The sequence below is a fragment of the Bacillus sp. 2175 genome (genome assembly GCF_057812155.1).
Window position 1 is genome coordinate 5162018 of record NZ_CM173819.1, and the last position, 24914, is coordinate 5186931.

General features: G+C 35.8%; 24 protein-coding genes and 1 riboswitch. Of the genes, 7 read left to right on the forward strand and 17 right to left on the reverse strand.

The window, feature by feature from the left end; genetic code table 11:
* Nucleotides 1-23: 23 nt before the first annotated feature.
* The 3 genes from ACXKY9_RS26930 to ACXKY9_RS26940 all read left to right on the forward strand — a co-directional run bounded on the left by ACXKY9_RS26930 (nucleotide 24) and on the right by ACXKY9_RS26940 (nucleotide 2860).
* Nucleotides 24-1307 carry a purine/pyrimidine permease gene (locus ACXKY9_RS26930; protein WP_000847044.1) on the forward strand — a complete coding sequence of 428 codons (1284 nt, stop codon included), beginning with the start codon at nucleotides 24-26 and terminating at the stop codon, nucleotides 1305-1307.
* A gap of 228 nt (nucleotides 1308-1535) precedes the next feature.
* Nucleotides 1536-2357 (forward strand): Cof-type HAD-IIB family hydrolase, encoded by an 822-nt coding sequence (locus ACXKY9_RS26935; RefSeq protein ID WP_000221395.1) that lies wholly within the window; start codon nucleotides 1536-1538, stop codon nucleotides 2355-2357.
* Nucleotides 2358-2566: 209 nt separating this feature from the next.
* Nucleotides 2567-2860, forward strand: coding sequence for a DUF3817 domain-containing protein (locus ACXKY9_RS26940; protein WP_000953396.1), 294 nt, complete (start codon nucleotides 2567-2569; stop codon nucleotides 2858-2860).
* Between the two features lie 41 nt (nucleotides 2861-2901).
* Here ACXKY9_RS26940 and ACXKY9_RS26945 read toward each other — a convergent pair whose 3' ends face one another.
* Genes ACXKY9_RS26945 through ACXKY9_RS26965 form a run of 5 tightly spaced genes read right to left on the reverse strand, consistent with a single transcriptional unit; the run spans nucleotide 2902 to nucleotide 7367 of the window.
* The gene (locus ACXKY9_RS26945) at nucleotides 2902-3579 is read right to left on the reverse strand and encodes a uracil-DNA glycosylase (protein ID WP_000432520.1); all 678 of its coding nucleotides are present in this window, start codon (nucleotides 3577-3579) and stop codon (nucleotides 2902-2904) included.
* Nucleotides 3580-3598: 19 nt separating this feature from the next.
* Entirely contained in the window at nucleotides 3599-4591 is a 993-nt protein-coding gene (locus tag ACXKY9_RS26950) for a DUF2705 family protein (RefSeq protein WP_001206477.1), read from the reverse strand.
* On the reverse strand, nucleotides 4584-5501 hold the full coding sequence (locus ACXKY9_RS26955; protein WP_000207721.1) for an ABC transporter ATP-binding protein: 918 nt from the start codon (nucleotides 5499-5501) through the stop codon (nucleotides 4584-4586). The genes ACXKY9_RS26950 and ACXKY9_RS26955 overlap by 8 nt, the downstream gene beginning before the upstream one ends.
* Entirely contained in the window at nucleotides 5498-6379 is an 882-nt protein-coding gene (locus ACXKY9_RS26960) for an SGNH/GDSL hydrolase family protein (RefSeq protein WP_113623472.1), read from the reverse strand. Before ACXKY9_RS26960 ends, ACXKY9_RS26955 begins: the two co-directional genes overlap by 4 nt.
* Nucleotides 6380-6389: 10 nt before the next feature.
* Entirely contained in the window at nucleotides 6390-7367 is a 978-nt protein-coding gene (locus tag ACXKY9_RS26965) for a LacI family DNA-binding transcriptional regulator (protein ID WP_000181970.1), read from the reverse strand.
* Between the two features lie 97 nt (nucleotides 7368-7464).
* On the opposite strand from ACXKY9_RS26965, the gene ACXKY9_RS26970 reads away from it, so the two are divergent.
* Nucleotides 7465-8091 (forward strand): YczE/YyaS/YitT family protein, encoded by a 627-nt coding sequence (locus ACXKY9_RS26970; protein ID WP_000943428.1) that lies wholly within the window; start codon nucleotides 7465-7467, stop codon nucleotides 8089-8091.
* 30 nt (nucleotides 8092-8121) lie between these two features.
* On the opposite strand, the gene ACXKY9_RS26975 is transcribed toward ACXKY9_RS26970, so the two are convergent.
* The 3 genes from ACXKY9_RS26975 to ACXKY9_RS26985 form a co-directional block, all read right to left on the reverse strand.
* Nucleotides 8122-9417 (reverse strand): homoserine dehydrogenase, encoded by a 1296-nt coding sequence (locus tag ACXKY9_RS26975; RefSeq protein WP_000659109.1) that lies wholly within the window; start codon nucleotides 9415-9417, stop codon nucleotides 8122-8124.
* Nucleotides 9418-9558: 141 nt separating this feature from the next.
* A complete protein-coding gene (gene metA / locus ACXKY9_RS26980; protein WP_001121537.1) occupies nucleotides 9559-10464 on the reverse strand; it encodes a homoserine O-acetyltransferase MetA in 906 nt (301 codons plus the stop codon).
* The gene (locus ACXKY9_RS26985) at nucleotides 10448-11746 is read right to left on the reverse strand and encodes a bifunctional O-acetylhomoserine aminocarboxypropyltransferase/cysteine synthase (RefSeq protein ID WP_000504780.1); all 1299 of its coding nucleotides are present in this window, start codon (nucleotides 11744-11746) and stop codon (nucleotides 10448-10450) included. The genes metA and ACXKY9_RS26985 overlap by 17 nt, the downstream gene beginning before the upstream one ends.
* 92 nt (nucleotides 11747-11838) lie before the next feature.
* Nucleotides 11839-11943: riboswitch (SAM riboswitch) on the reverse strand.
* 321 nt (nucleotides 11944-12264) lie between these two features.
* On the opposite strand from ACXKY9_RS26985, the gene ACXKY9_RS26990 reads away from it, so the two are divergent.
* Nucleotides 12265-13494, forward strand: a complete 1230-nt coding sequence (locus tag ACXKY9_RS26990) for a chloride channel protein (protein ID WP_000182468.1) — start codon at nucleotides 12265-12267, stop codon at nucleotides 13492-13494.
* Between the two features lie 45 nt (nucleotides 13495-13539).
* On the opposite strand, the gene ACXKY9_RS26995 is transcribed toward ACXKY9_RS26990, so the two are convergent.
* Nucleotides 13540-14235 (reverse strand): YjjG family noncanonical pyrimidine nucleotidase, encoded by a 696-nt coding sequence (locus ACXKY9_RS26995; protein WP_000760192.1) that lies wholly within the window; start codon nucleotides 14233-14235, stop codon nucleotides 13540-13542.
* Between the two features lie 107 nt (nucleotides 14236-14342).
* Here ACXKY9_RS26995 and ACXKY9_RS27000 point away from each other — a divergent pair, with 107 nt between their 5' ends.
* Entirely contained in the window at nucleotides 14343-15014 is a 672-nt protein-coding gene (locus tag ACXKY9_RS27000) for a transcriptional regulator YeiL (RefSeq protein WP_000703319.1), read from the forward strand.
* A 61-nt stretch (nucleotides 15015-15075) separates the two neighbouring features.
* On the opposite strand, the gene ACXKY9_RS27005 is transcribed toward ACXKY9_RS27000, so the two are convergent.
* The 3 genes from ACXKY9_RS27005 to ACXKY9_RS27015 form a co-directional block, all read right to left on the reverse strand.
* A complete protein-coding gene (locus ACXKY9_RS27005) occupies nucleotides 15076-15702 on the reverse strand; it encodes an FMN-dependent NADH-azoreductase (RefSeq protein ID WP_000246735.1) in 627 nt (208 codons plus the stop codon).
* Between the two features lie 191 nt (nucleotides 15703-15893).
* A complete protein-coding gene (locus ACXKY9_RS27010) occupies nucleotides 15894-16541 on the reverse strand; it encodes a response regulator (RefSeq protein ID WP_000695813.1) in 648 nt (215 codons plus the stop codon).
* Nucleotides 16542-16561: 20 nt separating this feature from the next.
* Entirely contained in the window at nucleotides 16562-18133 is a 1572-nt protein-coding gene (locus ACXKY9_RS27015) for a GAF domain-containing sensor histidine kinase (protein WP_000488136.1), read from the reverse strand.
* A 134-nt stretch (nucleotides 18134-18267) separates the two neighbouring features.
* Between ACXKY9_RS27015 and pdxK the strand changes: the two genes are divergently transcribed.
* Nucleotides 18268-19092, forward strand: a complete 825-nt coding sequence (gene pdxK, locus ACXKY9_RS27020) for a pyridoxine/pyridoxal/pyridoxamine kinase (RefSeq protein WP_000174252.1) — start codon at nucleotides 18268-18270, stop codon at nucleotides 19090-19092.
* Nucleotides 19093-19178: 86 nt separating this feature from the next.
* On the opposite strand, the gene ACXKY9_RS27025 is transcribed toward pdxK, so the two are convergent.
* The 5 genes from ACXKY9_RS27025 to ACXKY9_RS27045 form a co-directional block, all read right to left on the reverse strand.
* Complete coding sequence (locus tag ACXKY9_RS27025) at nucleotides 19179-20237, reverse strand: GGDEF domain-containing protein (protein ID WP_000942900.1); 1059 nt, start codon at nucleotides 20235-20237, stop codon at nucleotides 19179-19181.
* A gap of 145 nt (nucleotides 20238-20382) precedes the next feature.
* On the reverse strand, nucleotides 20383-20586 hold the full coding sequence (locus tag ACXKY9_RS27030; RefSeq protein WP_000914504.1) for a YbdD/YjiX family protein: 204 nt from the start codon (nucleotides 20584-20586) through the stop codon (nucleotides 20383-20385).
* Nucleotides 20579-22654: a carbon starvation protein CstA gene (gene cstA / locus ACXKY9_RS27035; protein ID WP_000854295.1), complete on the reverse strand. Its 2076-nt coding sequence runs from the start codon at nucleotides 22652-22654 to the stop codon at nucleotides 20579-20581. The genes ACXKY9_RS27030 and cstA overlap by 8 nt, the downstream gene beginning before the upstream one ends.
* Nucleotides 22655-22776: 122 nt before the next feature.
* Complete coding sequence (locus tag ACXKY9_RS27040; protein ID WP_000698256.1) at nucleotides 22777-23493, reverse strand: LytR/AlgR family response regulator transcription factor; 717 nt, start codon at nucleotides 23491-23493, stop codon at nucleotides 22777-22779.
* Between the two features lie 218 nt (nucleotides 23494-23711).
* Nucleotides 23712-24911 carry an MFS transporter gene (locus ACXKY9_RS27045; RefSeq protein WP_000521077.1) on the reverse strand — a complete coding sequence of 400 codons (1200 nt, stop codon included), beginning with the start codon at nucleotides 24909-24911 and terminating at the stop codon, nucleotides 23712-23714.
* Between the last annotated feature and the right edge of the window lie 3 nt (nucleotides 24912-24914).

Here is a 24914-nt window from a genome sequence, read left to right on the forward strand (position 1 = left end):
AATCTATGAAAGAGGTTGATATAATGAAGACATTTCTTTCCGCCTTACAATGGGCACTATTTATTTTAGCTGGAAGCCTTATTGTACCAATTAGTGTCGCAACTAGTTATGGTCTTAATGGCGCTGAAGCCATCGCATTTGTACAAAGAACATTATTTGTTCTAGGTTTTGCTGGTCTCTTGCAAGCTATATTTGGGCATAAACTTCCTATTCAAGAAGGTCCTGCTGGCCTTTGGTGGGGAATTTTCTCCCTTTACGCAAGTTTAGGTGTCGTACTATTTGGATCAAATAATGAGACACTTAAAGTTCTTCAATATGCTTTCTTATTAAGTGGTATTATTTGTATTATTCTTAGCGTTTTTGGACTTATTGATAAACTCGTTCGCTATTTTACACCGACAGTCATTGGAACGTATTTATTTCTTCTTGTCGCGCAGCTTAGTGGCTCCTTCTTAAAGGGAATGTTTGGCCTTGATGGAAAACATACAGAAGTACAACCTAACGTATTTATTCTTTCACTCATTGTTATTTTACTATCCTTTTTCATCATGAAGCTACCTATTATTGGACAATATTCCGTTCTTTTCAGTATCGTATGCGGCTGGATATTATTCGCATGCTTCGGATTATCTAATCCAATAACACCAGTGACAGACATAATCCGTTTTCCATCCTTATTTGTTTTCGGAATGCCTCGTGTTGAATGGAACATGGTAATTACGGTCATTTTCGTTACGCTCTTACTTCTAACAAATATGTTAGCAAGTATTCGCGTTGTACAAAAGGTTGTCTCTAAATATGAAGAAAACGCTGCATCAGATCGTTTTAAACAAGCTGGCATTATAACAGGAATCAACCAATTGCTAGGCGGCCTATTTTCAGCTATTGGGCCTGTCGCTATTTCTGGATCAGCAGGTTTTATTGCAACGACTAATATTTATAAACGTCTCCCGTTTATATTAGGATCAAGCTTTATTATTGTCGTTAGTATATTTCCAAAGATTACTTCATTCTTTGCAGCAATCCCTGTTGCAGTTGGTTATGCCGCTATTTATCCTGTATTCGCAAGCATGATTGGCCTCGCCTTTCGAGAATACGAAACTGTCCAGGATAAAGAACGATTATTTAAAGTAGCCGGTCTTTCAATCTTTACAGGAGTCGGAGTTATGTTTGTTCCAGCAGGAGCATATTCCACACTTCCACCATTTCTAGCATCGTTTTTAAGTAATGGTCTCGTTCTTGGATCTGTAATGGCAATCTTGCTAGAAATACTATTTTCTCGTTCCACAGCAAAACAAATATCTTAAATTGGAAAACTTCCATTATTGCACTCTACCTTTAGAGTTGTTACGATAAAATCAAACTTTAATCATTGGGGTTTTATTCATCCCCAATGATTATTAACCAATATTATGAGCAACACACTCATAATAATTTATCTACTTCTTTTCAAAGAGGTTTGATGTCTTACTATTATTCCTCAATCTCTTCATGAACATGTATTTTGATTTCAATTAAAGAAAGGAATTTTCTATATGACTTATAAAATGATTGTTTTAGATTTAGATGATACTTTATTACGTGATGACCATACTATTTCACCTCGTACGAAAGAAGCGTTAATGACTGCACAAGAGCAAGGCGTAAAGGTTGTACTTGCTTCTGGACGTCCAACGTTCGGTATGCGCAATGTAGCGAAAGAACTTCGTTTAGAAGAATACGGCAGTTTCATTTTATCTTTTAATGGTGCAAAAATTATTAACTGTAAAACAAACGAAGAAATCTTTAGTAGTACACTATCTCCTGAAATCGTTCACAACCTATTTGAAATTAGTCAAACTGAAGATGTATGGATTCATACTTATATGGGCGATGATATCGTAACGGAAGAAAATAATCCTTATACTGAAATTGAGGGCGATATTACTGGTATGCCAATTGTTGTAGTAGATGACTTTAAAGCTGCAGTTAAAGAGCCCGTAGTAAAAGTATTAATGAATAAAGAAGCTGAACGCCTTGTTGAAGTTGAAAAGAAACTACAAAAACAGCTAGAAGGCCAATTAAGCGTGATGCGTTCGAAACCATTCTTCTTAGAATTTACTGAAGCTGGTGTTACAAAAGGAACGAGCTTAAACAAACTGATCCAAAAGCTTGGCATTAAGCGTGAAGAAGTTATCGCAATGGGCGATAGCTATAACGACCAAGCGATGATTGAATTTGCTGGTCTTGGCGTTGCAATGGGCAATGCACCTGATGATATTAAAGAAATTGCAAACTACGTAACAGATACAAATATGAACGATGGTGTTGCAAAAGTTGTAGAGAAATTCGTTTTAAAAACGGATGTACTTGTTTAATATTTTCATTCACAAAACCTATTTGAAGTCAAATACTTCAAATAGGTTTTTATTTAAATTCTCATGCTTTTGTGACTATATTTTGAACTTTGCACTATTCTCGTAGTGTAAACTTTCTTTTTGTATATAATGAAACAAAATAGACTATTTTATTTTGAAAAAGAATACAAATTTACTATATACAAGCATACGTTAAAGGAGGCTACTTTATGTTATCTACACCAATCGGACGATTAAGAGCAATTGGACTAGTTGAGGGTATTTCTTTCCTATTACTATTATTTGTAGCAATGCCATTGAAATATTTCGCAGGATTTGCAACAGCTGTTAAAATTACAGGCATGGCTCATGGTGTTCTATTTATTCTATTCATCTTTGCAGTAATTCAAGTAACAATCGTACACCGTAAATCAATTTTATGGGCACTTGGAGCATTTGTTTCATCAGTTATCCCATTTGGCACTTTTGTACTAGATGCAAAATTAAAGAACGAGCAACAATAATAATAAAAAGGTAGTTAACGACTGTTAACTACCTTTTCTATTTATAAATTTGGAATTTCCCAATCAATTTCTCTTTCGCCCATATTAGCTAAAATCGTATTTACTTTAGAATATGGCTTACTACCAAAGAAACCACGTCTTGCCGATAATGGGCTTGGATGTACAGATTCGATAATATGATGATTCGGATTCGTAATTAACTTCTTCTTCGCCTGCGCATGGCGCCCCCACAATATGAAAATAACTGGCTTTTCACGTTCATTCAACAGTTCAATTACACGATCTGTAAAGTGCTCCCATCCTTTTCCCTTATGAGAATTTGCTTCGCCTTGACGAACTGTTAATACGGTATTTAGTAATAATACTCCTTGTTCCGCCCATTTTACTAAATAACCGTTATTCGGGATTTCATAACCATATTCATCTCGAAGTTCTTTATACATATTTAACAATGACGGTGGTGTTTTAACACCAGGTTGCACAGAAAAGCTTAAACCATGCGCTTGATTCGGTCCATGATATGGATCTTGTCCTAAAATAACAACCTTTGTATTTTCATAACTTGTATACTGAAGAGCGTTAAAAATATCTTCTACCTTCGGATAAACAACATGCGTGCTGTATTCTTCTGTCAAAAAACTGGATAGAGTAAGATAATACTCTTTCTCGAATTCTGGTGCCAATAGTGGCTCCCAATCATTCTTTAAAACATTTTCCATACTGTCACTTCCTGTCTAATTAATTCACCATATCCTGTCTTGTAAATACTACGAACGAAATAACAAGAGAAACAACTGCCCAAACAGTTAAATTCATCAAAGAAAATCCCATCGATAAACCTTGTAATGCAGGTAATTTTCCTGATAAATAATCCGTTAATGATAAATTCACACTAAAAATATATTTGGCGCCTTCCCAAGATGTTGCGAACGAGCTTAAAATACCGCCTGCAATTAATGCAGCTAGCATAACGCCCATACCAGCTGGTGTATTACGAATTAAAACAGAGACCATAAATGATATAGTTCCGACAACGATAGCAACAAACCATGCTAGTCCATACGCCATTAAGATGTATTGCCACTGCGGAATAAGATGCACAAAGTTCGTATTTAGCGTTTCCTTATCAATAACAAATCCTGTTAAAACAGGTAAATTCCATCCCGAGTATCCAAATACAAGCCCTGATAATATGTAAGCAAACAAACCTACAAGAAACAGTATGAGCGAAATGAAAAATAACATCGTCACGTATTTACTAAGGAGTATTTTCCAACGCCGAATTGGTCGCGTAAGTAACATCTTCATCGTCCCATCACTTCGTTCTCCTGAAACGATATCAATGGCTACAATCATTACAAGAAGCGGAATAAATAATGTAATTCCTTGTTCAATAAATGCTCTGACAAAAGTCGGTGCACCCGGTGCCATCGGATTAATATCATGATCTAAATAATATTGTTGTTGCTCAACTCTTACCTTTAACCAATCACGCCATTCTTCTGGCAACCTAGAATTGTTCAACCGGTTCTGAGAATCAACAATTTGCTGTTGCAATGAAACCTTCCAATCAGTTGTACCGAGTCTTTTTTGTGTCGTTTCTATTTCACGATACTGCGCATACACAAAAAGCGGGATCAAGATTGCTAAAATAAGCATGACAACAAAAATACGTTTCTTGCGGTAAATCTTTTCTGATTCATTTAAAACTAGATTCGCAAATTCACGCATGCTGCTCACCCCTTGTGAGTTCAATAAATAAATCTTCTAGCGTAAATACAAGCTCCTTAACGCTATGTACATCTATTTCATTTTCGACAAAGTGTTTATTCCAACTACTTATAGATGCAATATCCATGCGGCATAGTAATCGATCGCCTTCTACACTCACTTCCCTTACTTCTTTGGCCGCTTCTAGCATATCTTTCGCCTTAGAAATTGGTGTAACAATCCATTCTACACGATCACTTGCTGTTTTAATTAATTCTTCAACCTTGGCAACTGTTATCATTTTTCCTTTATGAATAATAGCAACGCGATCGCATATCATTTGCACTTCACTTAGCAAGTGACTTGAAATAAACACGCTCATATTTTCTTCTTTTACAAGCTTATGTATAAATTCCCTAAGTTCTCTAATCCCTGCTGGATCTAAACCATTCGTTGGCTCATCTAATATGAGCAATTTCGGATTCCCAAGGAGCGCCTGCGCAATTCCAAGGCGTTGTTTCATACCAAGTGAGTACGTTTTTACCTTGTCATGAATTCTTTCATCTAAATGAACCATTTCAGCAATTTCAATAATACGTTCATCTGATATATCACCTAACATACGAGCAAATTGCTTTAAATTTTCCCATCCCGTTAAATATGTATACAACTCTGGGTTTTCAACGATACTCCCAATTTGACGCATCGCTTCTCTGAAATTTTCCTTAATCGAATAACCACCAATAGAAATCGTACCTTCTGTCGCCTTAATCAATCCGACTAACATTCGAATGGTAGTCGTCTTTCCAGCACCATTTGGTCCTAAGAACCCGAACACTTCTCCTTGCTTTACATCAAAGGAAATATTCTCTACAAGAGTCTTCTTTCCAATTACCTTCTTCAAGTCTCGTACGGAAAGTATCGTCGTCATTTTACCCCTCCTTGTTCTAATTTTAATTTACTTACAACATTTTGAACTAAACGTTCTGCCATATACGTATAACCTACTTCGTTCGGATGAAAATGATCAGAGTATAATAAATCTTTCCCGCGGTTTTGGAATAAATCAAATGTCGGTGTAATATATACATTTTTATCGTTTAGCGCTAACTTCTCTAAAGATGCATTCCAGTCCACAACAATGTTTGAAGACCCTTTTAAATCTTCTACATCTTCAAAAGGATTGTATAAACCAAGCCAAAAAATCGGACTATCTGTATTTAATTTACGAATTTCTTCTATAATTTTCTTTGCTTCATTTTGAAACGTTTCTGTGTCAGGACGATACGTCTCTAAATCTATTTTCCCAAGCGATTCCCAGCCTGGGAACAAATCATTCCCACCAATCGTTAACACGATTACATCTGCTTGCTTAATTGAATATTGAGCGCCATTACTTTCAATTTGTTTTAATAAATCGGGCATTTTTGCACCACTAACTGCTAAATTTGTTAATGCAATTTTTTGCTTATAATCTTTTTGTAAATCCTCTTTCATTCGCCCAACATAGCCAATTCCTTCTTTATCACCAACGCCACGCGTTAATGAATCACCTAAACTAACGATTTGTAACGTTCCCGTTTTCTTTTTCTCTTTTGCCACTACATCGGTCTTTTTAATTAAATTTGAAGCTTTCGGATTTAATACATCATTTACACCTGAAACAAAGCCATATGCAAATAAACAGAAAGATGCAATTGTAATGAGTAGAATTACTTTTACTACTTTTGATCTCATATCAAAACCCCTTTTAGCCCTCATAGATTGTCCATAATTATACCAAACGCAATTTTGAAAAGCGATTTTCACACCTTATCTATTATGTTGTTTCCCTATGTACTAATTCTGGCAATAACTCTACGTGCTTTACATCTATTTTCTCATCATTAATCTTTTCATATAATAATTCGAATGCCTTCACACCAACATTTTTACTACAATACGAAATCGTCGTAATGCCTAAAATATCTGCCACATCTTGATCATCACAACCGATAATCGTAATATCTTCTGGAATACGAATCCCTTGTTTTTTCGCTTCCGTTACCATTCCCGCTGCAATATGGTTGCAAGATACAAGAAACGCTGTTGGTTTTACTGACATATGGGCCCATTCCCTAATTACATTACGCCCATCCTCCACCGTAAAACAGCCTTTAAACTTCCAGTCCTCTATCGGTGTTACAGCAATCGTTTGAAGCGCATCCTCATATGCTTGTTTTCTTCTCTGGCTATTAATGCTATTGCTTCTTCCAATGCAATACCCAATACTTGTATGGCCGGCATCTATTAAGCTCTTCATCCCGCGCGAAAACACTTTATAGTAATCAATATGCACACTCGAAATGAAATTCGAGTCTATTTCTTCACACATAACAATCGGACCAAATTTCGTATATTCTTCAAGCTTTTCCTTACTATTTGCCCTGGAACATATAATAACCCCATCAAGCTTTTTCATTTTTAACATATTCAAAATTTCTAATTCTCTTTCCTCACTATAATTCGTCTGACAAAGCATCATATTATAATTGTTTTTTGCTGTTTCCTTTGATATTCCCTCGATAATGGCGCTATAATATTGATCATTTACGTGCGGTAATAAAACGCCAATGACATTCGTTTTTCCTTTCACTAAATGAATTGCATTCACATTTTGCGTATAATTTAATTCTTCTATAATTGCTAAAATTTCTTTTCGTTTCTGTTCATTTACGTACGGATGATTATTTAGTACACGTGAAACAGTTGAAACAGATACTCCAGCAAGTTCAGCAATCTTTCTTATATTTGTCATCTCATTTTCCCCTTCTCACAAAAATTATCCCTTGACCTGGTAAGCTTTCCACAATATATCCTTTCCTAGCAAATACATTTTGAAAGGATATACAACTATGCTTCGATTCAAATTAGAATATATATTTTTCATTGGCGGTCTACTCACTCTCGCCATCGGTATTAATATGATGACGACAATTACTTCCTTTGGACTTAGCCCTTATGATTCCTTCTTTATTGCACTATATCAAAATTTCGGGATAAGTATCGGTTTTTGGATTTTCATGATTAATTTTGCTTTTACTCTTATCGTACTCTTTTGGAATAAAAAACAAATTACGATCGGTACCATTGTAACGATGGTTCTTATTTCGCTTTTTGTTGATTGGATTGGTTCCATTACAACTATTATGGATGCTATCCGCTCTCTTCCAAAATATATAACACTTATTTGTGGAAATCTATTCGTTGGAGCTGGGATTGGTCTTTACGTCTCTACAAACCTTTGCGCGGCGCCTCAAGAAGCTTTCGTTTTGACGGTTGCTGAGAAGAAAAAATGGACGTTTAGAAGAACAGAAATTTCATTAGCCTTTTTATTTTTAACGTTAAGCTTTTTATTAGATGGACCTATCTATTTTGGAACAATCATCTTATCCTTTACAACAGGCTGGATTATCCAAGCATTTATTCAAGTTGGTACGCAGATTTTAAATAAAAAAGAGCCTATTAAGCAAGCTGCTTAATAGGCTCTTTCTGTTTTATGGTAAGAGATACTACTTAGCATCCCCTTCAATTCGATAGTTCGCTTTCAAACAATCTATTTCTTCATACCCTTGCAACGTATGTAGAATATAATCATAATCAGCAAGAGACGCACGATGCGTTACAATTACAATTTCAGCCTTTCCTTTCTCTTCAAGCGGCATTTGAATAATTTTCTCAAAGCTAACTCCGCGCTCAGAGAACAATGAAGTAATTTTTGCAAATACACCAATTTCGTCTTTTACATGCAGTCTTAAAAACTTTTTCACGACAATTTCGTCTGGCTCTTTTAATACTTTTTGATATTGTGGGACTACAGCACTATTTCCTGTTACCCCTAATCTAATATTTTGCATTACAGCAACTAAATCCGAAACAACAGCTGTCGCTGTTGGTAAACTTCCTGCGCCTGGTCCATAAAACATCGTTTCCCCAACTGCTTCACCGTACACATACACAGCGTTATATTCATTTTGTACTGCCGCAAGAGGATGTGTATTTGGAAGTAAAGTTGGTTCAACTGTAACCTCCAATTTTTCACCATCTCGTTTTGCAAGACCGATTAATTTAATTGTATAACCTAAGCTCTTACTATATTCAATATCTTCCTCTGTAATAGAGGTAATCCCTTTTACTTTCACGTCTCCAAGCTCTACATTTGTAGAGAAACCGAGAGTAGCTAAAATCGTCATTTTTCTTGCTGCATCTAAACCTTCTACATCTGATGTTGGATCTGCTTCTGCAAATCCAAGTTGTTGGGCTTCTTTTAACACGTCGTTATATGCTCTCCCTTCGTCTGACATTTTCGTCAAAATAAAATTTGTCGTTCCATTTACAATTCCCATTACTTTCGTAATAAGATCTGAGGAAAGTCCTTCTACGATACTGCGTAAAATTGGAATTCCCCCTGCCACACTCGCCTCATAGAATAAATCAGCCTTATTATCTTTTGCTGTCGCTAATAATTCAGCTCCATGTAATGCCATTAAGTCTTTATTTGCAGTTACAACATGCTTTCCGCTTTTTAAAGCTTGTAAAATATATGATTTTGCATCATCAATGCCACCCATCACTTCAATGACAACATCAATATTTGGATTATCTAAAATTTCATTTGCATCTTGTGTTAATAGAGTAGAAGGTACCTCTACCTCTCTCTCTTTCTCAATGTTTTGCACTAATACTTTCGTTACCTTCACTGGACAACCTACTTGGTGTATGAGTCGTTCTTGATGATCCGTAATAATACGAACCACACCACTGCCAACTGTCCCAAGACCTAATAACCCAACTTGAATTTCTTTCATAGTACTGTCCACCCCTCAAAAATTGTGTTTAGATGAAATTATATGAGTAAAAAATCTGAAAAACAATGTATTTTGAACATTCGGAAAAATAAAGGTTAATCTTTACAAGGAAAACGTTGCCACGTGTTACACAATCCTTCTTTACAATATATAAGGGGTTTCTTGATACACGTAATAATTCAACCAATTAGAAAACAATAAATTACCATGACTCCTCCACCTAACAAGCGGCTTTTCATCTGGATTATTATGTTTAAAATAGTTTTTTGGCACATCAATATTTAATCCCTTGTCACGATCTCGTTCGTATTCTTGTTTTAACGTCTCACAACTATATTCGCTATGTCCAAGGGCAAACACTTGCTTTCCTTCTGGCCCAATAACAAGGTGAACACCTGCTTCTTCAGAGTTTGCTAACAATGTTAAGTCTTTCACTCCTCTAATATCATTCTCTCGTACTTCTGTATGACGAGAATGCGGAGCAAAAAACAATTCATCAAATCCTTGTAACAATTTCACATGTTGCTCGCAAACTTCATGTTCAAATACACCGAACATTTTTTCCTTAAGGGGATACTTTGGAACACCATAATGATAGTACAAGCCAGCCTGTGCTCCCCAGCAAATATGGAGCGTAGATGTTACATTCGTTTTTGAATACTCCATAATATGTTTAAGCTCTTCCCAATAATCTACCTCTTCAAAAGCAAGGGTCTCCACTGGCGCTCCTGTAATAATGAGCCCATCAAACTTTTCATTTTCAATATCACGAAACGTTTTATAAAAGCTTGTTAAATGTTCTTGCGTTACATTACGAGATAGATGTGATTCCATATGAAGCAAATGAACATCTAATTGTAACGGTGTGTTTCCAATTAAGCGAAGTAATTGTGCCTCTGTGTCTTGCTTCGTTGGCATTAAATTTAATATAGCAATTTTCAAAGCGCGTATATCTTGTGTTTCCGCTCGCTCCTTCGTCATTACAAAAATATTTTCTTTTTGTAACACTTTGCGAGCCGGTAAATCTTTATCAATTATGATCGGCATGTGTTTTGCCCCCAACTAGAGCTGCTTCCAAATCTGCAATAATATCAGAAACATCTTCTATACCAACTGATAAACGAATTAAATCAGATGTAACACCAGCTAAACGCTGATCTTCAGCATTTAATTGTCTATGCGTCGTACTAGCAGGATGTATAACGCAAGTTCGTGCATCAGCTACGTGTGTTACAAGAGTTGCTAGTTTTACATTTGCGATAAATTCTTTTGCTGCTTCTAATCCGCCTTTAATACCGAAAGTTAAAACACCACTAGCACCTTTTTTCAAGTACTGTTGTGCCAATGAGTAATTTTCATTACTATCTAAGCCCGGATAATTCACCCATTCAATACGTTCATGATTAGCAAGCCACTTAGCAACTGCAAGAGCATTTTCACTATGACGTTCCATTCGTAAATGCAATGTTTCTAAGCCAATATTGCTAATATATGCATTGAATGGGCTCATACAATTTCCATAATCTCTTAATAGCTGAACACGTGCTTTCACAATATACGCTGCTGCACCAAAGTTTTGAACGTAACTTACACCGTGATAACTTGGATCTGGTTCAACAAGTTCAGGATACTTTCCATTTGTCCAATCAAAGTTTCCACCGTCAATTACAATACCGCCTAAGGAGCTCGCATGCCCATCGATATACTTCGTCGTAGAATGAACAATAATATTTGCCCCATGTTCAAACGCCTGGCATAAATAAGGAGTTGCTAATGTATTATCAACGATAAAAGGTACCTCTAATTCTTTAGCAGCAGCTGAAAATTCTTTAAAATTTAAAACATTCATCGCTGGATTTCCTAACGATTCTGCATAGATAAGTTTCGTCTTGTCATTAGCAAGCGCCGTAATTTCATCTGCCGTTAAATTTGGATTAAAGAACGTAACATCAATGCCCAGTTTACGCAAACTCACTCCAAATAAATTAAACGTTCCCCCGTAAACCGTTGAAGAACAAAGTAAATGATCCCCACTACTACAAATATTTAAAACTGCGAGCATAATAGCTGCTTGCCCAGAAGCCGTTGCAACAGCTCCTACACCGCCTTCTAAATCTGATAACTTCTGCTCAAATGCGGCTAGAGTAGGGTTTCCAATACGTGTATAAATATATCCTTCTGCCTCTAAGTTAAATAGGGCTGCTAAATCATCTGAAGTATCGTATTTATATGTTGTACTTTGATAAAGTGGTAAAACACGTGGTTCACCATTTTTTGGCGTATAGCCACCTTGCACACAAATTGTTCCTTTTCCCCATGATTCTCCCATCTCTCATTCTCCTTTCTTTTATACAAAATAAAAAACTGCCCCTTTCCTGAAAACAAGAAAGGAGCAGTTTGAAAACACGCTCTAAAGGCTCTTTCTTATCTCTCAGGATTACTACCTGCAGGATTTGGCACAATTCCGTTATACGGCTGTTGCCAAGGTTTCATCGGGCCTGTCCCTCCACCTTTTCTTGATAAGACTATGCAATTACCGTTGATTTTATAGCAATAATTTCCTAATGTCAAACGGTTTTTCTGAATGTTCTAAAATAAATGTTAACAGTTTCATATAAAGCAACAAAAGAAATATATTCTAGTCTATTTCAAAAAAGACCTTTAAAAACCTCAAATCAGTCTATAAAATTAAATAAGTAATTTAACCTATAAATTCAAATTCCCCTAAAGTTAACCTATATGTTGAATAGGCCATCTCCTCAAAAAGATACTATATATATTCAATCCATTTTTCACTAGTATATTTCACTTTTTTACCTACTAAGATTTACATAACGGAGGTATAACATGACAAATAAAAAAGATATGCAGTACATACTTGCTCTATATGGCATTCTTCTAGGATCTATAGTAGGAGCTACAGTCTGGTTATTTTTAGTCACAATAAATATTGGAATCCACTTTATTTGGGGATACTTGCCTGAAGTTCTCTCTTTTCCCTCTTATTACACCCTTTGCGTAACAATAATTGGCGGGGTCCTTGTTGGTCTATCACAAAAACATTTCGGTACATACCCACGCCTTATGCCTGAAGTGATGGCTGAATATAAAAAAACTGGTCGAATCGAATATCGCTTTGTCCATCAGGCTACTTTAACAGCGATTATTGTTTTAATTTTCGGTGCTAGTCTTGGTCCAGAAGCCGCACTAGTTGGAATTATAGGCGGACTGTGCACATGGGTAGGGGATCGCTTTAAATTTGCCTTAAAGAGTATGAATGAGCTAACCGAGATCGGAATTGGAGCTACTTTAAGTGTCATTTTTAACGCACCATTATTCGGTTATTTAGCACCAAATGAAAATGAGGGGGAACAAATTGCTGCTTTTTCTAAAGGAAAAAAGGCGATTGTATACTTAGCTACTACTTTCGCAGGTTTTTCTGTTTATTTACTACTGAGTAAACTCGATAATCGTGGATCCTTTATTGTTGATTTCGGGGAAGGTGCACTTTCATTCAATGAATGGATCGCATTTCTTCCACTTGCTAGTATCGGTGCTATAGTTGGTTTCTTTTATTTCAAGTTAGAATTCACATTAGAGAAGTTAATTCACCCTTTTAGGGAATACAAACTGACACTCGGAATTATCGGTGGTATTTTATTAGGAATTGCGGGAACTTTTCTTCCGTACACATTATTTTCAGGTGAGCATCAATTAAAAGAATTAGTTGTTGAATGGAGCCATTTATCTTTTTGGATACTACTTCTTTCAGGGATTTTAAAGTTGTGCATTACTGCCGTTTGTTTGAACACAGGGTGGCGAGGTGGACATATCTTCCCAATTATATTTTCCGGGTCAAGTATCGGATACGCTGTAGCATCTATTCTTCCTATAGATCCAGTAGCATCTGTTGCCATCGTAACGACAGCAATTTCAAGCTATGCGTTACGAAAGCCAATAGCTATAACATTACTATTACTTATGTTTTTCCCGCTTAATTTACTATTGCCCATGCTTGGTGCAGCTGCTATCGGGAATGCCTTTCCGCTCCCAAAACATAACGAAAATAAAAATTAATAAAAATAGGCAGTGGGGATGAAAGCTCCACTGCCTATTTTTTTATTACACATGCTGCTTTAATAACGCTTCTAACTCCTCAAAATTATGCACTTCATATGTCGGTATAATCCCACTATCATTTAATTTCCTTTCTGGATTAAACCAACAAGTATCAATTCCCGCTACATATCCACCTTTCATATCAGCGCTTAATGAATCCCCAATAATCAGCCCTGCTTCAGGTGCAAAGTTAGGAATCCGTTCAAAAACATAATCAAAATACTCTTTCATCGGTTTTTGAAAACCTGTATCTTCCGAAACAAAAACATCTTTAAATAATGAATGTAAACCTGCATTACGCAAACGCTTATCTTGCGTCTTAGAAACACCATTTGTCACTATATACAATTCATACTCTCCTTGAATTTGATTTATAAATTCAAACGCACCTTGCATGAGTTGATTTCCTTCTTCTAAGTAGTTACGATAATTATTTTCCAATAATATTCCATCTACTTCTTCTCCATACTCTTTAAACAACAGAGAAAATCTTGTATTTACAACTTCATTGCGTGATAGTTCTCCTTTTTCAAAAGCATCCCAAAGACCTTTATTTATTTTTTTATAACGAGCCTCTATCTCGTCTGTTAAAGGGATTCCCTTCTCTTCAAAAAGCACCCGTAAAGCCACTTTTTCAGCCTTTTGGAAATCTAGTAATGTATCATCTACATCAAATAACAATGTTTTATATTTTTTCATAAATTCATCACACTCTCTTTTCTACAAAAACAAATTTACATAAATCGTATCATTCATTCTTGTAAAGATAATAGGAGATATCTCATACTATACATGGGGGTGAAAATATGAAAATCAGCAAAAATGAGGAAGAAATTTATCAATACATGCGAATCCATCAATTCCATACCCTATTTTCATTTCATGTCTTGCCATATGTAGAGCTGCATTCTTTTCAAACGAAAGAGATGATATGTAGCGAAGGAAATGCTCTCCCTTATCTCTATTACTTAATTTCTGGGAAAGCAAAAATATATATGAGTCATAAAAACGGGAAGGTTTCATTAATTAATTTTATTCAAGCACCATCTTTTATCGGGGAATTAGGATTAATAGGAGTAGAAAATATTACTAAGTCCGTTGAAGTACTAGAAGATTGTGTGTGTTTGGCACTTCCTCTTAAAGATTGTCAGCAACTTTTATTACAAGATGCAACGTTTTTACAGCACTTATGTAAATTTATTGGAGAAAAGACAATTACTCGCACTGAAAATCACGCAAAAAACTATAGTTATCCTTTTGAAAATCGATTAGCTGCTTTTATTTTATTAACAGAGCAAAATAATTGTTATATAGAAAAGCATACCGAGGCCTCGGAATATTTAAATGTCAGCTACCGTCATCTTTTATATGTATTAAATCAGTTTTGCCAACTAAATTATTTAAGAAAAGAAGGCCGAACATATTATATACAAGATCGAAATACATTAGAAAAACTTGCTGATGAACTAAAAATATAAAAAAACAGCATTAACGCTTACATGTTAATGCTGTTTTTTCGAGTGACGATTATACTTTTAATTAAAATTTACTTGCTACTTTAGCTGCTTCTTCAAGACCTGCAGCAATGATTTCTTCTGCTTTATCTGGGAATTGGTTATGCCCTTCAATAACTACTGTTTCCATGTTTGTTGCGCCGAAGAAGCCCATCATACTTGCTACATATTTAACAGCCATTTCTACCTCAGCTGCTGGACCTTCTGAATATACGCCGCCTCTTGCATTTAATAATGCAATCTTCTTATCTCCGATTAGGCCAACTGGACCCTCTGGCGTATATTTGAACGTTTTACCAGCACGGTTTAAATAATCAATATATGTGTGCAATACTGCTGGAATCGTTAAGTTCCATAATGGGAAGCCGAAAACAACTTTATCAGCTTCTAGGAATTGATTTAAATACTTATCAGCAACTGCTACTGCTTTTGCCTCTTCTTCTGTTAAATCAAATCCTTTACCTACCTTGAATGTACCATTAATCATATCTACGCCTACATATGGTAATTCTTCTTTATATAAATCAAGTTCTACTACTGTATCATTTGGGTGTGCTTCTTTATAGTTTGCTAAAAATGCCTCATATAATTTTACACTAACTGCTTGTTCCGCTGGACGGTTATTTGCTTTAACGAATAAAACTGTTGCCATTATTTATTCCTCCTAGTACTCACTCTTATGTTGTTATATGCTTTCAAAAAAGGTATCCCTTGTAATTGTTGTTTTGTTGCTTACAAACATATTTTATCTTTATATAATGACAATTTCGTCCTCACATAGACGTATTTTTCCATAAAAAAAGTCCACCTTCCAAAGGCGAACTTGGTCTTACGACTTTCGTCTTATACAATTCCATTTTTCACTGCATATAATGCCGCTTGCGTACGATCAGATAAATTCAACTTACTCAAAATGCTACTTACATGCGCCTTAACCGTCTTTTCTGTAATAACTAAAACAGATGCAACTTCCTTATTGCTCATCCCTTTCGCTAATAGCTGCAATACTTCATTTTCTCTCGCTGTTAGCACATCCACTTGAATAGAAGGTTCTTCTTCCTTTTCTTCTACAGGTAATGTTTGAGAGAGAAGAGCATTTGCTATATCCGGATGTAATTGAATATTACCTTTATATGCGCTTCGAATAGCCTCAACAAGCTGATCTGGTTCTACATCTTTTAAAATATACCCACTTGCTCCAGCCCTTAATGCAGGTAACACATGCGCCTGATCAGAAAAGCTAGTTAATACAATTACTTTCACATTTGGATACTCTTTTTTAATATATGCCGTCGCCTCAACACCATCCATTTCAGGCATGTATAAATCCATTAATATAACATCGGGAGTTGTTTCTCCTACTTTCACTAACGCTTCTTTCCCATTATTCGCTTCTCCAACTAACTCTAAATCTTCCTGTGTACTTAAGAAAAATGCTAATCCTTTTAAAACGACTGTATGATCATCAACTAACAATACTTTTATTTTCACAAACTTCCCTCATTTTCACATCATAATGGTACATTTACTTTTACGCTCGTTCGTTTATTACTACTTACAATTTTAATTGTTCCACCAACTAATTCTACTCTTTCACGCATCGTAGTCATACCTAGTGATTTCTTTTCTTTTATATTCTTTTCCACAAATCCCTTTCCTTGATCAACTATTTCTAATGATACATTTTTCTCATTCACTGTAAAATAAATCGTCGCTTCTTTTATACCTGCATGCTTACTTACATTGTTCAGTGCTTCTTGGCCTATGCGCCACAAAGCTTCTTCTACTACACGAGGTAAATCACGAACACCCGTAACTTGCTCCCTAATTTTCAGTCCCAAATTTTCACCGTACTGCTTTAGAGCTGGCAATAATCCTTTTTCTAATCCCGCCGGACGAAGCTGCCAAATTAATGTCCTCATTTCTTTCAAAGCTCCTTGCGCAAGTTCACGCATCTCATGCAAAGATTGATCTACCTTTTCATTTTTACCTTTTAAAACTGCCTCGGCGCCTTTTGTCATGAAGGTTAATGAAAATAATTTTTGCGAAACAGAATCATGTAAATCTCTTGCTAACCGATTTCTTTCTTCCATTCGCACAAGTTCACGGCGCTGCTCGTTTAACCTCAAATTCTCTATTATTAACGAAACATGGTTCGATAATGCTTGAATTACGTCTATTGTATTAGCATCAAACTCTCCATTATTCAGGCTAACACATAAAACACCAAATATATGGTTTTGAATATGTATTGGTGTAGCAATAACAGCTCGATTTAGATGTACATTATGTCCTATTTGATGTTTTATTAGAACTGGTTCATCTTGTTCTAACGCCCTCTTGGCCGCCTCTTTTATATCCTCTTTTAACTCTTCCTGAACGTAAGACGCTCGCAGAGATAATTCTTTTTCCTCCCTAATAAAAAGCGCTACTTGATTCCATTGAAATACTTCACCTACGTGATTTACCACTTTTTCAGGTAGTACATTAAACTTATGAATCGTTTTTAAGTCTTGAATGAAACGCTCTAATTTCACATAATAATGTGCTCTTCTCTTTTCATTTCCATATAATTTTGTTCGCTTTAAAGCCGTACCAATTTGGAAGGCAACCGATTGGAGTAATACTAATTCTTCTTCTGAAAAATGTGTTTTACCCGGACTTGCAACATTTAACAACCCAAATTTTTCTCCCCCAGCTTTTAAAGGAACCGTAGCATGATGAAGAATGCCCTCCGTATCCCCCCAATTATATTCAATTGCATTATTAATTCTTTTACATTCAATAATATTAACGGCTCTCTCTAATTTTCCATCTACAAAACCTCGTAAACACCAACATTCACCTTCGCACATCGGGCGTTTATTTTCATATGTAAGTGCCTCTGGTAATTGATAATCAATTAACTTCGTATACTTCCCATTTTCATCCGCAAGAAAAATCCATCCTGTCGTTAAACCTGTTACACTTAGTAATTTCTCTAGGACAGCTTGCAATACATGATATGTATCATTTGATGTATTTAATGTTTCTGCAATTTCCTTTAATATAACTAATTCATTTGTACGATTATCTCGAAACATACTCAGTCTCCTGCATACAAGATTTTAAATAGCTCTTAAAATAAATCATCTACTTTTCACTTTGTACTTATTCGTAACATTGATATAATGGTGAGAACATAGTTTTCATTATATCACTCGAGGGGGCTTTCATAATGACATTAAATAAAGCACTTACTATCGCTGGTTCTGACACAAGTGGCGGTGCTGGTATACAAGCAGATTTAAAAACATTCCAAGAACTGGGCGTATACGGAATGACATCTCTTACAACAATCGTAACGATGGATCCACATAACGGTTGGGCACATAACGTATTTCCAATCCCAGCTTCTACATTAAAACCACAATTAGAAACAACAATTGAAGGTGTTGGCGTAGACGCTTTAAAAACAGGTATGCTTGGATCAGTAGAAATTATTGAAATGGTTGCAGAAACAATCGAAAAGCACAATTTCAAAAATGTAGTAGTTGACCCTGTTATGGTATGTAAAGGTGCTGATGAAGCATTACATCCTGAAACGAATGATTGCTTACGTGACGTTCTTGTTCCAAAGGCATTAGTTGTAACACCAAACTTATTTGAAGCTTACCAATTAAGTGGCGTAAAGATTAATTCTCTTGAAGACATGAAAGAAGCAGCGAAAAAGATCCATGCTTTAGGTGCGAAATACGTCCTAATTAAAGGCGGTAGCAAACTTGGTACGGAAACTGCAATCGACGTCCTATATGATGGAGAAACATTCGACCTTCTAGAATCAGAAAAAATTGATACGACAAATACACACGGCGCAGGTTGCACATATTCTGCTGCAATTACAGCAGAACTTGCAAAAGGAAAACCTGTGAAAGAAGCAGTAAAAACTGCTAAAGAATTCATCACAGCTGCTATTCGTTACTCATTCAAAATTAACGAATACGTAGGTCCAACTCACCATGGTGCATATCGTAAATTTGTTGTATCAAAAGAACTTGTCTAATATATAAATAAAAAACACTCACAAAGTTCATACATTGCCTCTGTGAGTGTTTTTTATAAGCTTTATGTCTTCTGGTCATCTTATCTTTAAGATACAGAGCTGACCTTATTTCTACCATTTCGTTTCGAGTAGTATAACGCATCATCTGCCGCTTGAATAAATTGCTCCGGTGATTCTTCATATTCTGAAACCCCCACCGAAACTGTAATTTTTATTTTCGTTTCATCTAACAATTGAAATGAGTGACTTTCAACAGCTGTACGAATTTGCTCGCCCGTAAGAATTCCGTAAGCTAATCCCTTATTCGGTATCAAAAGTGCAAACTCCTCTCCACCCTTTCGAAAAGCCAAATCTGGAAATTGTGAAGTTTCTCGTAAAATACATCCTACTTGTTTTAGCACTTCGTCCCCTGCAGGATGCCCGTACGTATCATTTACATACTTAAAGTGGTCAATATCTATAAGTAGTAAACAAAACGAATCATTTTTCATGTTCTTATTACTAATATGACGATTCATCTCTAAATCAAACTGTCTTACGTTTCCTAAACCTGTCAATGCATCTATCGTTGCGTATTGTTTCATCTTTTGAAATAACTCATTGGATTGTAAAACATAATTTGCACTTATGAATGTTATGTAACCTGTAATAATACTAGAAATTAAATATAATCCCACTATGTGGATCTCTTTAATTAACCATATATATAACGCTGGGATTAGAATAGATAAAATATATGTGTGTAACCATACCCACTTTCCCCCTAAAGAAAGCTTCATGCGCGAAATAAAGATACTCCCTATTCCTATCGCAATGATTGTATAAAAAGCCACTTGAGAAGCTAATGAATAATCCATAAACAACAGCCTAGTTACTAAAATCATACCAATTGTTATGGTACTCGCTATCGGTCCTCCAATAATAACAGCTAGAATAACAGCTAAGTAGCGTAAATCCAATAGAATGGTACCAACACGAACACTGAAATACATTAATACTATACCTAGTATCCCAGTAAAAATGCCTACTACACATTTCTGCCCAAAAGAGAATCCTTCTTTTAACGGCTTATCCCTTAAAAGCTGACCTCCAATAAAAATAAAGGAAAGAATAATTGTTGTATTTACAAATAAGTCCCTTAACATAAAATAATCTCCCTACTTTTCCATCTATCCCCTTCCTCACCTTATTGTATACGAAATACCTTTAATTCCCAAATATTTTGTTTATTTTTGCTGTTCCACGTGAAACAGCAAAAAAATAAAAAGGGCGAAAACTCGCCCTTTTTCATTAACAACAGCGTGATATTTTTCCACCCTTTGCATTAAATCTTGCTTCTTGTGCCTCAGCAAAAAATTGCTTTTGACATACAACCTCTTCTTCAGGATGATGCTTTTTCATATGCTCCACATATACTTCATAACTTGGTACCCCAACGAGCAAACTAATAAAGCGTTTTCTTTCACCCCATACTTGCCACAACTTTTTAAGCATAGTTCCTCGACTCACTTTCATCTCTAGGAATATATGGTGCCTCTTTTAACGGCATTGGCTTATTTCTTAATACTTGGATCCAAATTCGAAGTGCTGAAATTAACACAGCGATTACAACTATCATAAAAATTCCGCAAAGCGCCGCATCGATATAATCATTGAAAATAATTTGCTTCATTTGAGCAACATTTTTTGCTGGCGCTAACACTTTTCCCTCATCTAATGCTCCCTGAAATACCTTTGCATGCGATAGAAATCCAATTTTAGGATTTTCATGAAATAGCTTTTGATATCCCGCCGTCATCGTTACAATCAGCAACCCGACAGTTGGAATAAGTGTTACCCAAACGTACGCCTTTTTTCCCATTTTGAACAAAATTGTCGTTCCAAGTAATAATGCAATACCTGCTAGCATTTGATTTGCAATACCGAAAAGTGGCCATAATGTATTAATTCCACCGAGCGGATCTATTACCCCTTGGTATAAGAAATATCCCCACCCTAATACACATAATGTTGTAGCGATTACATTCGCTAATGTAGAATCCGTTTTCCCAAATGGCTTATATACATGCCCTAAAATATCTTGAATCATAAATCGGCCGACACGCGTTCCGGCATCAATTGTTGTTAAAATGAATAGAGCTTCAAAGAGAATCGCAAAATGATACCAAAATGCCATCATGGCCGTTCCACCTATTACTTGTGAGAAAATATATGCCATACCTATCGCTAATGTTGGCGCACCACCTGTACGTGATAAAATTGTTTGCTCTCCAACATTTACAGCGAGATCTTTTAGTTCATTTGGTGTAATAGCAAATCCCCATGAGGAAATAACTTGAGCTGCCTGCGAAACATCTGTACCGATAAGTGCTGCGGGGCTATTAATTGCAAAATACGTTCCCGGTGTTAATACACAAGCCGCAATCATCGCCATCGCTGCTACAAACGACTCCATTAACATTGCTCCATAACCGATTGGCTGTGCGTGTCCCTCTTGCTCGATCATCTTCGGCGTCGTACCTGATGAAACGAGAGCATGGAATCCAGACACTGCACCACAAGCAATAGTAATAAATAAGAACGGGAATAAGTTTCCAGAAAACACAGGACCAGTTCCATCAATAAATTTCGAAACTGCTGGCATTTGTAAATCTGGTGCTACAATTAAGATACCGATTGCTAACCCTACAATTGTTCCGACTTTTAAAAATGTACTTAAATAATCACGTGGTGCTAAAAGCATCCAAACTGGTAATGCCGATGCGATAAATCCATATACAATAAGCATAATAGCAATTGTTTCACCACTAAATGTGAACATACTTGCAAGTGTTGGATTTTCTGCTACATACTGTCCTCCAACAAGAGATAAAATAAGTAGGATAATACCAATTACTGATCCTTCTCCAACACGACCAGGCCTAATATAGCGCATATAAACTCCCATTAAAATAGCGATAGGAATCGTTGCTGCTATCGTAAACATTCCCCAAGGACTTCCGATTAGTGCCTTTACTACGACTAACGCTAATACTGCTAATAAAATAATCATAATTCCTAAAATACCTATCATTGCAATTAGTCCTGTAACAGGTCCAATCTCATCCTTAATCATTTCTCCTAACGATTTACCATTACGTCTCATCGAAGCAAATAAAATGACAAAATCTTGGACAGCCCCCGCAACAACTACCCCAACAATAATCCAAATGGTTCCTGGTAAATATCCCATTTGTGCTGCTAAAATCGGTCCTACTAAAGGTCCCGCCCCAGCAATCGCTGCAAAGTGATGTCCAAACAATACCCACTTATTTGTTGGAACATAGTCTTTCCCATCGTTTAATGTATGGGCTGGTGTTTGCCGATTATCATCTAAATTAAAAACCTTTCTCGCTATAAATCTACTATAAAAGCGATAAGCAACTGCATATACACATACGGCAGCTACTAAGAGCCATACAGCATTAATGGTTTCACCTTGTGATAAAGCTACTACCCCAAAAGCACCTGCTCCTACTGCTGTAATAATGCCCCAAAGTAAGATCGATTTCAATGTCTTCACATACAATTCCCCCAATACTATTTCTTAGTGGAGATTGTACTAAATTTTCTGAATATTTAACTTGAATCCTCCCTATCATGAAGGATTTTCAGTTTATCATGTTAAAATACTCTCATTACCTACTATAATTCAATGTTATTTCGAAGGCGTTTTACATAATTACGACTGACTGGAATCGGTTGCTCATCATACCTATCTAAATACAAATTATACGTGCCATTATAATAAGGTTTCAGTTCTTTTACATATGACATATTAATTAAATAGCTTTTATGTACACGTAAAAAATCATATGCATTTAGCTTATTTTCTAATTCCTGAAGTGTATATGTTGAAATATACTGATTATTCGTTGTGTAAATTGAAACAGTTTTATTTTCTTTATTTTTACTTACATATACAATATCTTCTGGGAGAATATATCGTATACCCTCTTGACTTTCTATCGGTAGTTTTCGCAAATAACTCTTTGCTTTCTCACCTTGTTCTTTACCTATTTTATATAAAAGAAATTGTAAATCTTCTTCACGAAATGGTCGCAATAAATAATAAAATGCTTGGAAACGAAAAGCTGTAATAGATTCTTCTATGTTTTCACCTACAAAAATAAATTTTGTATAGCAATTTATTTCTCGTAATAAACTTGCATATTCAAAACCAGTACCATCTAGTAATTTGGAACTTAAAAAAACAAAGTCTGGTATATGTTTTTTCATCATAAATAAAGATTCTGTTCCTGTCTTTGCTTCAAAACATTCTACATTTCTCATATTTTCAGTGAAATTTTCAGCTAACTCTCTTCTCTCTTCTGCCTCTTCCATGATCAGTAAAATTTTCATTTCTTCAACCACCTAATTCTTTGTCCATATGTCCTGTTGTATACATTCGCTTTTATAAGAAATAATCCCTTTTTCTTACTATACCATTATTTATCTAAAAAAACAGAAAAAAGGAAACCACTTCGGTTTCCTCTCCCCTTTTATCCCGCACTAACTGCCTATAAAGAGCCGAGTAGTGTAGGATAATAAACGGTCAGGGATACGTTCAAATTTTCACTTTATACTAATTCTCGTTGCTTCGTTTCCTGTCCAAGTATTATTACAGCGAATACACCAATTAAAATTGATCCACAGAAAATCGTAAATATTAATGATAGTGAAGCTTCTGAAGCAACTAAATATCCCACTAATAGTGGCCCAAGAATACCACCAATACGACCAAATGCTGCTGCCATTCCTGCACCTGTACCACGAATAACCGTTGGATACTGCTCAGGTGTATAGGCGTATAATGCTCCCCAAGCACCTAAGTTAAAGAAGGATAGTAACATACCTGCCACGATTAATACTGTTAATGAATCCGCAACCCCAAACAAATAAGCACTGCAAGCTGTCCCAATTAAATACGTAACCAAAACAAATTTACGACCGAGACGTTCAATAAACCAAGCAGCGGTGAAATATCCTGGAAGTTGAGCTAATGTCATAATAAGTACGTATTGGAAACTTTTTATTAAACTAAATCCTTTTAGCACCATTACACTCGGTAACCAAAGGAACATTCCATAATAGGAAAAGACAACACAAAACCATAGAATCCATAGCATAATTGTTGCTTTACGATATTCCCCAGACCAAACTGATTTTATATTTTCAATAACAGATGGCCTTTTTTCAACTTTTTGGAACCTTGGGGAATCCGGTAAATTCCATCTTAAATATAAAGCATATAATGCTGGAACTGCACTCAATACCATCGCAACTTCCCAACCATATTTAGGAATAACAAAATACGAGATAAGAGCTGCAATTAGCCATCCACCTGCCCAAAAACTTTCTAATAACACAACAATTTTCCCACGTTCATGCGCTTCAACACTCTCTGATACTAGTGTAGAGGCAACCGGAAGCTCTCCGCCAAGCCCCATACCAATTAAAAAGCGTAAAACGAGAAACATCGCAAGTGTTGTTGTTAATGCAGTTAAACCACTACCGATAGAAAATAATAATAATGTAATAATAAAGACTGATTTTCGCCCTATTTTATCTGATAGTATCCCAAAAATAAGCGCTCCTACTGCCATACCGATTGAGTTAATACTGCCTATCCAGCCCATTTCTTGCGTACTTAATCCCCAATCCTTTTGCAAGGCTACCATTACAAATGAAAGCATTCCAACATCCATTGCATCAAATAGCCATCCAAGCCCAGCTATACCTAGTAGTTTGCGCTTCGAAATTTCTTTAACCTTGCCCACTAG

Bases quoted from the DNA above. Each gene is read 5' to 3' on its own strand.
- ACXKY9_RS26930 (WP_000847044.1), top strand. From the start codon at position 24: ATGAAGACATTTCTTTCCGCCTTACAATGGGCACTATTTATTTTAGCT.
- ACXKY9_RS26935 (WP_000221395.1), top strand. From the start codon at position 1,536: ATGACTTATAAAATGATTGTTTTAGATTTAGATGATACTTTATTACGT.
- ACXKY9_RS26940 (WP_000953396.1), top strand. From the start codon at position 2,567: ATGTTATCTACACCAATCGGACGATTAAGAGCAATTGGACTAGTTGAG.
- ACXKY9_RS26945 (WP_000432520.1), bottom strand. From the start codon at position 3,579: ATGGAAAATGTTTTAAAGAATGATTGGGAGCCACTATTGGCACCAGAA.
- ACXKY9_RS26950 (WP_001206477.1), bottom strand. From the start codon at position 4,591: ATGCGTGAATTTGCGAATCTAGTTTTAAATGAATCAGAAAAGATTTAC.
- ACXKY9_RS26955 (WP_000207721.1), bottom strand. From the start codon at position 5,501: ATGACGACGATACTTTCCGTACGAGACTTGAAGAAGGTAATTGGAAAG.
- ACXKY9_RS26965 (WP_000181970.1), bottom strand. From the start codon at position 7,367: ATGACAAATATAAGAAAGATTGCTGAACTTGCTGGAGTATCTGTTTCA.
- ACXKY9_RS26970 (WP_000943428.1), top strand. From the start codon at position 7,465: ATGCTTCGATTCAAATTAGAATATATATTTTTCATTGGCGGTCTACTC.
- ACXKY9_RS26975 (WP_000659109.1), bottom strand. From the start codon at position 9,417: ATGAAAGAAATTCAAGTTGGGTTATTAGGTCTTGGGACAGTTGGCAGT.
- metA (WP_001121537.1), bottom strand. From the start codon at position 10,464: ATGCCGATCATAATTGATAAAGATTTACCGGCTCGCAAAGTGTTACAA.
- ACXKY9_RS26985 (WP_000504780.1), bottom strand. From the start codon at position 11,746: ATGGGAGAATCATGGGGAAAAGGAACAATTTGTGTGCAAGGTGGCTAT.
- ACXKY9_RS26990 (WP_000182468.1), top strand. From the start codon at position 12,265: ATGACAAATAAAAAAGATATGCAGTACATACTTGCTCTATATGGCATT.
- ACXKY9_RS26995 (WP_000760192.1), bottom strand. From the start codon at position 14,235: ATGAAAAAATATAAAACATTGTTATTTGATGTAGATGATACATTACTA.
- ACXKY9_RS27000 (WP_000703319.1), top strand. From the start codon at position 14,343: ATGAAAATCAGCAAAAATGAGGAAGAAATTTATCAATACATGCGAATC.
- ACXKY9_RS27005 (WP_000246735.1), bottom strand. From the start codon at position 15,702: ATGGCAACAGTTTTATTCGTTAAAGCAAATAACCGTCCAGCGGAACAA.
- ACXKY9_RS27015 (WP_000488136.1), bottom strand. From the start codon at position 18,133: ATGTTTCGAGATAATCGTACAAATGAATTAGTTATATTAAAGGAAATT.
- pdxK (WP_000174252.1), top strand. From the start codon at position 18,268: ATGACATTAAATAAAGCACTTACTATCGCTGGTTCTGACACAAGTGGC.
- ACXKY9_RS27025 (WP_000942900.1), bottom strand. From the start codon at position 20,237: ATGTTAAGGGACTTATTTGTAAATACAACAATTATTCTTTCCTTTATT.
- ACXKY9_RS27030 (WP_000914504.1), bottom strand. From the start codon at position 20,586: ATGCTTAAAAAGTTGTGGCAAGTATGGGGTGAAAGAAAACGCTTTATT.
- ACXKY9_RS27040 (WP_000698256.1), bottom strand. From the start codon at position 23,493: ATGAAAATTTTACTGATCATGGAAGAGGCAGAAGAGAGAAGAGAGTTA.